General features: G+C 70.8%; 1 protein-coding gene. It reads left to right on the top strand.

The genetic code is table 11. From position 1 onward, the window contains the following. Window positions 1-1,612, top strand: a 1,612-nt coding sequence (locus ACYVD0_RS22785) for an amino acid adenylation domain-containing protein (RefSeq protein WP_460428916.1), incomplete at both ends; no start/stop codon positions are given.

Below are 1,612 nucleotides of genomic sequence, written 5' to 3'. Positions count from 1 at the left end.
CGGGCGAGCTTCGGCTATGCCATGGAGCTGTTCGAGGCGCAGACCATCGAGCGCCTGGCGGGGCATTACCTGACCGTGTTGCGCGCACTGGCCGAGCGGCCGGAGCTGGCGCTGGGCGACGTGGAGCTGCTGAGCGAAGCCGAGCAGGCCCAGCTCCGCCAGTGGGGCGAGAACCCGCAGCGCTACCCGGATGCCGAGCCGGTGCACCGGCTGTTCGAGCGGCAGGCGCAGGAGCGGCCGCAGGCCACGGCGCTGGTCTTCGGTGACGAAGAACTGAGCTACGCAGAGCTGAACCGCCGGGCCAACCGCCTGGCGCACCGGCTGATCGAGCTGGGCGTCGCGCCGGAGACGAAGGTGGGCATCGCGCTGGAGCGCTCCGTCGAGATGGTGGTGGGCCTGCTGGGCATCCTCAAGGCGGGCGGGGCCTACGTGCCGCTCGATCCGGACTATCCGGCCGAGCGGCTGGCCTACATGGTCGAGGACAGCGGCATCGGGCTGCTGCTGACGCAAAGCCACCTCGTGGAGCGGATCGCCGGCGGCCGGGCGCTGGTCGTACTGGCGTTGGACAGCCTCGATCTCGACGGCGAGCCCGAGCAGGACCCGCCGATCGAGCCGCACGGCGACAACCTCGCCTACGTGATCTACACCTCGGGCTCCACCGGCCAGCCCAAGGGCGCGGCCAACCGGCACGGCTCGCTGCACAGCTGCATGGCCTGGATGCAGGAGACCTACCAGCTGACGGAGGCCGACGCAGTGCTGCACAAGGCGCCGTTCGGCTTCGACGTCTTGGTGTGGGAAATCTTCTGGCCGCTGACGGTCGGAGTGCGCCTGGTGGTGGCCCAGCCGGGCGACCAGCGCGATCCGGAGCGGATCGTGGCGCTGATCCGGCGTCACCAGATCACTACGCTCAATTTCGTGCCCTCGATGCTGCAGGCCTTCCTGGCGCACGAGGGCATCGAGAGCCAGACGCGCCTCAAGCACGTCATCTGCGGCGGCGAGGCGATGCCGGCGGCGACCCAGCACGAGGCGTTGACGCGGCTGGCAGGGGTGAGCCTGCAGAACCTCTACGGCCCGACCGAGACGACCATCCATGTGACCCAGTGGACCTGCCGCGACGACGGGCAGACTCAGGTGCCGATCGGCAGGCCGATCAGCGGCATCCGCACCCAGGTGCTCGACGCGGCGCTGAATGCCGTGCCGCCGGGGGTGGCGGGCGAGCTGTACCTGGGCGGCATCGGCCTGGGGCGCGGCTACCTGAACCGGCCCGGCTTGACCGCCGAGCGCTTCGTGGCCGACCCGTTCGACCCGGAGGGCGGCCGGCTGTACCGCACGGGCGACCTCGTGCGCTGGAACGGCGAGGGACAACTGGAGTACTTGGGGCGTCTCGACCATCAGGTGAAGATCCGCGGCCTGCGCATCGAACTGGGCGAAGTCGAGGCGCAGTTGCTGGCCCAGCCGGAAGTGCGCGAGGCGCTGGTGGTGGCCAAGGAAGGGCCGGGCGGGGCGTTGCTGGTGGGCTATGTGTCGGCGCCGGCGGGCCAGGCCCTCGACAGCGGGATGCTGCGCGAGCGGCTGGGCCGGCTGCTGCCGGACTACATGGTGCCGAGCACCG

It is taken from the genome of Azotobacter armeniacus, assembly GCF_054779355.1.
The sequence above is the reverse complement of the archived record's forward strand: the minus strand, read 5'-3'. Positions and strand labels throughout refer to the sequence as shown.